The 8,313-nt window shown below is 71.6% G+C and carries 7 protein-coding genes; all 7 read right to left on the bottom strand.

The features are described 5' to 3' along the window. Positions 1-731 (bottom strand): dihydropteroate synthase (gene folP, locus AB0J52_RS18185; protein ID WP_500182756.1); only part of this gene is annotated, 731 nt, incomplete at its 3' end. Between the two features lie 224 nt (positions 732-955). Next, a complete protein-coding gene (gene folE, locus AB0J52_RS18180) occupies positions 956-1,558 on the bottom strand; it encodes a GTP cyclohydrolase I FolE (RefSeq protein WP_500182758.1) in 603 nt (200 codons plus the stop codon). A 62-nt stretch (positions 1,559-1,620) separates the two neighbouring features. After that, on the bottom strand, positions 1,621-3,642 hold the full coding sequence (gene ftsH / locus AB0J52_RS18175) for an ATP-dependent zinc metalloprotease FtsH (protein WP_500182755.1): 2,022 nt from the start codon (positions 3,640-3,642) through the stop codon (positions 1,621-1,623). 296 nt (positions 3,643-3,938) lie between these two features. Continuing rightward, positions 3,939-4,502 (bottom strand): hypoxanthine phosphoribosyltransferase, encoded by a 564-nt coding sequence (gene hpt / locus AB0J52_RS18170; protein ID WP_500182754.1) that lies wholly within the window; start codon positions 4,500-4,502, stop codon positions 3,939-3,941. Positions 4,503-4,512: 10 nt separating this feature from the next. Then, complete coding sequence (locus AB0J52_RS18165; RefSeq protein WP_500182753.1) at positions 4,513-5,685, bottom strand: tRNA lysidine(34) synthetase; 1,173 nt, start codon at positions 5,683-5,685, stop codon at positions 4,513-4,515. A 72-nt stretch (positions 5,686-5,757) separates the two neighbouring features. Then, the gene (locus AB0J52_RS18160; protein WP_500182757.1) at positions 5,758-6,891 is read right to left on the bottom strand and encodes a zinc-dependent metalloprotease; all 1,134 of its coding nucleotides are present in this window, start codon (positions 6,889-6,891) and stop codon (positions 5,758-5,760) included. A gap of 166 nt (positions 6,892-7,057) precedes the next feature. Beyond that, a partial coding sequence (dacB, locus tag AB0J52_RS18155) for a D-alanyl-D-alanine carboxypeptidase/D-alanyl-D-alanine endopeptidase (protein WP_500182752.1) occupies positions 7,058-8,313 on the bottom strand: 1,256 nt, incomplete at its 5' end.

Below are 8,313 nucleotides of genomic sequence, written 5' to 3'. Positions count from 1 at the left end.
CGTTCGGCGCGCTCGCGGACGGGACGCGGAGTGCCGTCGGGCGCGGCGAGGGCCCGGCCCACGAAGCGTTTGCGGGACGCCCCGAACAGCACGGGGTACCCGAGGCCGACCAGCGCGTCCATGTTCGCGAGCAGCGCCCAGTCGTGCTCGGCGTTCTTGGCGAACCCCAGCCCGGGATCGAGGACGACCATGGAGGGGTCGACGCCCTCGGAGAGGACCGCGTCGACCCGGCGCAGCAGTTCCTCGCGGACCTCGGCCACCACGTCGCCGTAGACGGCGCGCTCGTTCATGTCGGTGCTGTGGCCGCGCCAGTGCATCACCACGTACGGCACCCGCGCCTGCGCGACCAGCCGGGTCATCGCCGGGTCGGCGAGCCCGCCGCTCACGTCGTTGACCAGCCGCGCCCCCGCCTCGACCGCGGCCTCGGCGACCTCGGCGCGCATGGTGTCGACACTGACCGGGACACCGGCCTCGGCCAGAGCCGTGATCACCGGGACGACCCGGCGCAGCTCCTCGGCGCGCGAGACGCGCTGCGCGCCCGGCCGCGTGGACTCGCCGCCGACGTCCACCACGTCCGCGCCCTCGGCGACCAGGTCGAGCCCATGCCGGATCGCCTTGTCGGCGTCGAACCAGTCACCGCCGTCGGAGAACGAGTCGGGCGTGACGTTGACCACGCCCATGACGAGGCATCGCCCTGGCTCGGGCAGCCCCGGAACGACGGAACTGGTCATGTCCCCAACCCTATGCCCTCCTCCGGACACTCCCCGACCCGCGCCCCAGCCTGTGGATAACGCGAAAGCGCCCGGTCTCCGTAAGGGAAACCGGGCGCTCAACGCCATGATCCAATCCCGTCCGGCCTGAGCCGGAACCCCCGCTCAGACCGGGCCGACCACCCTCAGCCTCAGCCGAATCCCCCGGAACACCGAGCACGGCCGGCCGGGATCCGGAAGGGAGGTCAGGAGGGACGGCCGAGGATGAGGCTCATCGCCTCGGCGCGGGTCTGCGCGTACTCGCGGAAGTCGCCGCGCACGGCCGAGGTGACCGTCTTGGCGCCGGGCTTGCGGACACCGCGCATGGTCATGCACAGGTGCTCGGCCTCGATCACCACGATCACCCCGCGCGGCTCCAGGATCTCCATGATCGCGTCCGCGACCTGGCTGGTCAGCCGCTCCTGCACCTGCGGGCGCCGGGCGTACACGTCCACCAGCCGCGCGAGCTTCGACAGCCCGGTGATCTGGCCTGACTTGTTCGGCGTGTACCCCACGTGCGCCAGGCCGTGGAACGGCACCAGGTGGTGCTCGCACGTCGAGTAGACCTCGATGTCCTTGACCAGGACCATCTCGTCGTGGTCGGCCTCGAAGATCCGGTTCAGCGCGTCCTCGGGCTTCTGCCGGAGACCCGCGAACTGCTCGGCGTACGCGCGCGCCACGCGGGCCGGGGTGTCGCGCAGGCCGTCGCGGTCGGGGTCCTCCCCGATCGCGAACAGGATCTCGCGGACGGCCCGCTCGATGCGGGCGTTGTCGAAGTCGGTCGCGCGGTCGGCCAGCCCCTCCTCCAGCGGCGACGCGGCGTCGCCGTTGGAGGAGAGCCCGGCCGGGAACTGCTCATCGGACAACAGGATCAGCTCTCACCCTGGTTCGGGTCGGACGGCTGCGCGACCGTGTCGGACGCCCCGCCGCTCTGCCCGTTGTTCTGCACCAGGTCGGACGGCACGTCCTGCGGGCCCATGAGCGCGAGCTCCTTGGGCGTCAGCACGGGCGGGCGGTCCGACGGGAGCCGCTTGCCGTAGCCGGTGTAGGAGTTCTGGTGCGGCCGCTTCTGGATCGGGGCGAAGATGCGCAGCACCTCCTCCTTGGAGAGGGTCTCCTTCTCCATGAGGTTGACGACCAGGTCGTCCAGGACGTCCCGGTACTCGACCAGGATCTCCCAGGCGGTGTCGTGCGCGGTCTCGATGTACCGGCGCACCTCGTCGTCGATCGCGGAGGCGATGTCCTCGGAGTAGTCGCGCTCGTGGCCGACGTCGCGGCCGAGGAAGACCTCGCCCTGCCCGGTGCCGAACTTGCGGGCGCCGAGGCGCTCGCTCATGCCGTACTCGGTCACCATGTTGCGCGCGATCGAGGTGGCCTTCTCGATGTCGTTGGCCGCGCCGGTGGTCGGCTCGTGGAACACCAGCTCCTCGGCCGTCCGGCCGCCCAGCAGCATCGCCAGCTGGTCGTTCATCTCCGACCGGGTGCTGAGGAACTTGTCCTCCATCGGCAGGGTCATCGTGTAGCCGAGGGCCCGGCCGCGCGGCAGGATCGTCACCTTGTGCACGGGGTCGGCGTTCGGCAGCGCGTGCGCCACGAGCGCGTGACCGCCCTCGTGGTAGGCGATGACCTTCTTCTCCTTCTCCGACATGACCCGGGTCTTGCGCTCCGGCCCGGCCATCACGCGGTCGATCGACTCCTCGAGGGTCTCCATGTCGATCAGCTTGCGGTCGAAGCGCGCGGTGAGCAGCGCCGCCTCGTTGATGACGTTGGCCAGGTCGGCGCCGGTGAAGCCGGGGGTGCGGCGGGCGATGACGTCGAGGTCGACGTCCGGCGCGAACGGCTTGCCGCGCCCGTGCACCCGCAGGATGCCCTTGCGGCCCTCCAGGTCGGGGCGGTCGACGGTGACCTGCCGGTCGAACCGGCCCGGGCGCAGCAGCGCCGGGTCGAGGATGTCCGGCCGGTTGGTGGCGGCGATCAGGATGACACCGCCCTTGACGTCGAAGCCGTCCATCTCGACGAGCAGCTGGTTCAGTGTCTGCTCGCGCTCGTCGTGGCCGCCGCCGAGGCCCGCGCCGCGGTGCCGGCCGACGGCGTCGATCTCGTCGATGAAGATGATCGACGGGGCGTTGGCCTTCGCCTGCTCGAACAGGTCGCGCACCCGGGAGGCGCCGACGCCGACGAACATCTCGACGAAGTCGGAGCCGGAGATCGAGTAGAACGGCACGCCCGCCTCGCCCGCGACGGCGCGCGCGAGCAGCGTCTTGCCGGTGCCGGGCGGGCCGAACAGCAGCACGCCCTTCGGGATCTTGGCGCCGATGGCCTGGAACTTGGCCGGGTTCTGCAGGAAGTCCTTGATCTCGGTGAGCTCCTCCAGGGCCTCGTCGGCCCCGGCGACGTCCGAGAACGTGGTCTTCGGCGTGTCCTTGGTGATCAGCTTCGCCTTGGACTTGCCGAAGTTCATCACCCGGCTGCCGCCGCCCTGCATCTGGTTCATGATGAACAGGAAGATCAGCACGATGACCACGATGGGCAGCAGGCTGAACAGCAGGTTCAGGATGAAGCTCTGCTTGGGGACGTCGACGGTGTAGCCGCCGGTCAGCGACCCGGAGTCGACCTGCTTCTGGAGCATGTTCTGCAGCTGCAGGCCCTGGCCGTCCACCCAGGAGGCCTGCTGCCGCTTGTCACCGTCCTTGAGGGTGACCTCGATCCGCTGGTCCTTGTCAATGATCTTGGCGGACTTCACCTGCCCCGCGTTGATCTCCTGGACCACCTTGGAGGTGTCGACCTTCTCGAACGAGCGGCCGGGGTTGACGCCCCACATGACCAGGGCGACCAAGAGGCAGAACAGCAGAATCCACAGCAGCGGCCCGCGAAAATAGCGCTTCACGTCCATTTATCCGGTAACCCCTCCGGGCCCCGTCCCTCCTGACATTGCGATCCTCGCCCGTCCCCGCGGGGACGGGCGCCCTCGCGAACCGGCTCCGAGCCGGGCAGGCCCTCGCCGGTAGCGAAACCCGCCGGTGCGGTCACCCTCACACTCCCACGCCCGAAGGCTCGGGACACTGACGGTACACCGCGGAACACAGGGGATGCAGCCAGCGCCGATCCCCTGATCCGTTCGGTATACCCGTCAACAAAGTCTGCAACGTCCCACAGGGGCCCGTTGTTCCAGACCGCCGGTTCGGCGGGTCAGCCGCCGGTCCCGCCGTAGACGTGCGGAGCCAGCGTCCCGACGAACGGCAGGTTGCGGTACTTCTCCGCATAGTCCAGGCCGTAGCCGACCACGAACTCGTTCGGGATGTCGAACCCGAGGTAGCGGCAGTCGATCTCGGTGCGCACCGCCTCCGGCTTGCGCAGCAGCGCGCAGATCTCCAGCGACGCCGGCCCGCGCGAGCGCAGGTTGCTGATCAGCCAGGACAGCGTCAGCCCGGAGTCGATGATGTCCTCGACGATCAGCACGTGCCGGTCGAGGATGTCGGTGTCGAGGTCCTTCAGGATGCGCACCACGCCGGACGACTTGGTGCCCGACCCGTAGGACGAGACCGCCATCCAGTCCATCGACGCGGGCGAGTGCAGGGCGCGCGCGAGGTCGGCCATGATCATGACGGCGCCCTTGAGCACGCCGACGAGCAGCAGGTCCTTGCCCGCGTAGTCGGCGTCGATCTGCGCGGCCAGCTCCCTGACCTTGGCCTGGAGGACGTCCTCCGGGATCAGCACCTTGGAAAGGTCGGCGCCCAGGTCCTTCTCGTCCACTACCCCACCCTCATCGAGACGGTCCGTGCGTGCACGACGGCGGGCACGCACTCGGCGCGGCGTCACTCTCCCGGCCGAACAGCAGCCTGCCACACCGCCGGTACGCCCGGATCCCCCCGGGGAGATCGACGTGCCGCTGCCCGCGCCAGCCCGTGACCAGCCGGTCCACGTCGTCGACGTGGACGGCCGCGAGCGTACCCGCTGGGCTGCCCGCCTCGATCGCCGCCGTCCGCAGGACGCGCGTGCGGACCGCCCGCGGAAGGCCCTCGATCGTCGTGACGGAAAGCCCGTCCTGCTCGGGGTCGCGGGCGCGCGCGGCGGCCTCGGCGGCGAGATCGTCCAGAGCGTCGGCGTCGTCGCGGAGGAGCCGGGCCGTGCGCGCGAGGGCTTCGGCGATACCGGGCCCCAGGCTCTTCTCGAGCGCGGGCAGCGCCTCATGCCGGACGCGCACCCGCGCGTAGGACGGGTCGTCGTTGTGCGGATCGTCCCAGGGCTCCAGGCCGAGGGCCTCGCACGCCCGACGCGTGGTGGCACGGTCCAGGCCGAGCAGTGGCCGCTCGTAACGAACCTCACACTGTTCGTGATCGTCCGGCGCGCGTCCACCCGACTCACGATCACCCTGCGCCGGAGAGGGCACCACGCCGTCGCCCGGAGAGTCGGCGCCCGGCATGCGACCCGCCTGCGCGCGTTGGGACGCCACGTGTTTTCGCACGAACGACGACGGCATCCCGGCCAGGGAACGCGCCCCGGAACCGCGTGCGAGCCCCAGCAGGACCGTCTCGGCCTGGTCGTCACGCGTGTGCCCCAGGAACACGGCGCCCGCCCGCAGCCGACGTGCCGTCCGATCAAGTGCCTCATACCGGGCGTTCCGCGCCGCGTTCTCCGGGCCGCCCTCGGTGCCGACCGTCACCGCCACCGCGCCCGCCGGGTCGAGCCCCAGCGCGGCCATGGCCCGGACGACCCGCTCGGCATGCTCGGCCGAACCGTCCTGCAGCCCGTGGTCGATCGTCACGCCGCCCGCGGGACGGCCCGACCGCGGCGCCTCGAAGGCGAGCGCGGCGGCGAGCGCCAGCGAGTCGGCCCCGCCACTGCACGCGACCAGTGTCATCGCACCAGGCGGCAGGCCGGCGAGTGCGCGCCGCACCGCCAGCCGCACCGCCGCTACCGCCGGATCAGGCCCCATGCGCCAACCAGTACCACGGACCTCCGACGTTTCCGTGCCGCGGAGGCGGCCGGGGAAGCCGAAGCGGCGCGGTCAGGCCCCGTTCGCCTCGTTCGCCTCGTTCGCCTCGGGCGGGGGCGTGCCCAGCGCGGGCGGGTCGAGCACGCGCCGCATCCACAGCGACGGCTCCTTGATCTCGGCGTGCGTCGGGAGCGTCGCGGGCGAGTCCCAGACCCGGTTGAACTGGTCCATCCCCACCTCGGTCACCACCCGGCGGACGAACCGCGAACCCTCCGCGTACTGCTTCATCTTCAGCTCGATGCCGAGCAGCCGCCGGATCGTCCGGTCGATCCGCGAACCGCCTTCGCGCCGTCCCTGGAACCGGTCGCGGATCTGCCGCACGGACGGCACCACCTCGGGCCCGACCGCGTCCATCACGTAGTCGCCGTGCCCCTCGACCAGCGTCATCACGGCCGTGAGGCGGTCGAGGATCTCGCGCTGCGCGGGCGTCTGGATCGCGTCGATGAGGTTGCCCTCGCCGCCGCGCACCGCGTCCGCCACCGCTTCGGCGGCGTCGCGCAGGCGGTCCAGCATCGCTCCCGGGTCGAGGTCGGACGCCAGCAGGAACTCGGTCATCTGGTCCTGCACGTAGGAGCGCAGCCAGGGAACGCCGGTGAACTGGGCGCGGTGCGTCTCCTCGTGCAGGCAGACCCACAGGCGGAAGTCCCGCGTGTCCACGTCGAGCTCCTGCTCGACGGCGACGATGTTGGGCGCGACCAGGGTGAGCCGTCCGGCGGGCGCCGCTCCGGACGGGTCCGGCGGGAGGAACAACTCGTACTGCCCGAGCACCCGTCCCGCCATGTACGCCAGGATCGCGCCGACCTGCATCCCCGTGACGCGCGAGCCGACGGCCTGCACGACCGTGCCGCCCGCGCCGCTGCCGAGCAGACCAGGGCCGCGCTTCTCGGCCATGCGCTCCATCAGCGGCTCCAGGACGACCCGGAACCCGTCCACGTTCGCCCTGATCCATCCCGGGCGGTCGACGACCGTCGCGGGGGCGGGGTCGGCCTCGATCGCGAGTCCGGTGAAGTCCCGCACGTGCCCGTGGGCCACGCGGGACAGCTCCCGCAGCTGCGCCACCACCTCGCGGGCCTCGGCGGGCTCCACCTGGGGGCCGGGCCGGACGAGCCGGGTCCCGGTCTGCACCGCGACGTTCCAGTCAATCATTGAGGCGCTCATGTCCACCCACCGTACGTTCGCGCTCCGGCGCCGGAGCGCCCTGCACGCCCGTTCAACGAACGGCCGTTCCGGTTTATCTCCCCACGGAGTGAACGCGTAAGCGCGTGGGCGGAGAGTGTGGACGGCGCCCGGGAACGCCCGTGCGCAAGGGGGTTCAGCAGCCGCAGCCGGCGAGCACGGTGGCGAGTTGGTCGAGCTTGCCCGGATCCACGGAGGTCTTGCCGTCCCCGGCCATGAAGGCGAAAGCCAGCAGGCGTCCGTCGGCATCGGTGGCGAGCCCCGCGAGGGTGTTGACGCCGGACAGGGTGCCGGTCTTGGCCCTGATCACGCCCGCGCCTCCGAGGCTGCCGGGAGTGGTGTAGCGGGGCGGGCCGAGCGTTCCGGTGAACCCGGCGACCGGCATGCCAGTGATGGCCGCGCGCAGGTCGGGCCGCTGCGGGGACGCCGCCAGCGCCGCTATACGCGCGAGCGCGAGGGGCGTGATGCGGTTGCGGGTCGACAGGCCGCTGCCGTCCGAAACGTTCACCCCGTCGGTGATGCCGAGGCCTGCCAGGGTCTCGCGGACGGCACGCCCCGCGCCCTCGAACGAGGCCGGCAGGCCCTTCTTGATGGCGACCTGCCGCGCCATGGCCTCGGCCACGTCGTTGTCGCTCTCGGTCATGGCGTGCTCGATGAGCGCCGAGATCGGAGGCGACTGCACCGCCCCGAGCCGTTCGGCACCCGCGGGGGCCGTACCGCGCCGTCCAGCCTTGGCCGAGACCCCGAAACGCTTCAGCAGCCTCGCGAACGTCTGAACGGCGGCGGCGGGTGGGTTCTGGACGCGCGCCTGCGCGTGTGAGCCGGGTACGCCGACGCGTCCCTCGTCGACCGTGAGGGCCGTCAGGGGGGCCACTTCACCGTCCGGGAGATAGTTGCTCTTCCAACCAGGCGCGGTGCGCGGGCCCTGATACGCGGACACGTCATAGTCGACCCGGACCTGCCGCACCCCCGCACGCGTGAGGGCGCCCGCCGTCTGCCTCGCCAGATCCACCAGCGACGCATAGGCGGGACGACCCGACCCCGGCTTCGGAGGCTGCGCCGTCAGCGTCGTGTCGCCACCGCCCACGAGAACCACTCCGCCGTCGGCGGAACGGACCGTCTTGGTGGTGATCCGGTGCTGGGGCCCCAGCGCGGCGAGGGCGGCGACGGACGTGGCGAGCTTCGTCGTGGACGCCGGCGTGGCCGCCTGCTCGGCGTGCTGGGCGAACAGCGGCTGCCGCGTCGCCGCGTCGATCACCACGGCGCTGATCTTGGGGCCGGGCTGGTTCAGCACCGCCGACAACCGCGCGGCCAGCACCGACGGGTCCGGCGACCGCGCCGCCAGCGGGTCCGCCGCCGCCAGGCCCGCCGAGGTCGGCACCGCGTCGTGCG

Source organism: Spirillospora sp. NPDC049652 (assembly GCF_040675125.1).
Taxonomy (GTDB): domain Bacteria; phylum Actinomycetota; class Actinomycetes; order Streptosporangiales; family Streptosporangiaceae; genus Spirillospora.
The sequence above is the reverse complement of the archived record's forward strand: the minus strand, read 5'-3'. Positions and strand labels throughout refer to the sequence as shown.

Bases quoted from the DNA above. Each gene is read 5' to 3' on its own strand.
- AB0J52_RS18160 (WP_500182757.1), bottom strand. From the start codon at position 6,891: ATGATTGACTGGAACGTCGCGGTGCAGACCGGGACCCGGCTCGTCCGG.
- AB0J52_RS18165 (WP_500182753.1), bottom strand. From the start codon at position 5,685: ATGGGGCCTGATCCGGCGGTAGCGGCGGTGCGGCTGGCGGTGCGGCGC.
- ftsH (WP_500182755.1), bottom strand. From the start codon at position 3,642: ATGGACGTGAAGCGCTATTTTCGCGGGCCGCTGCTGTGGATTCTGCTG.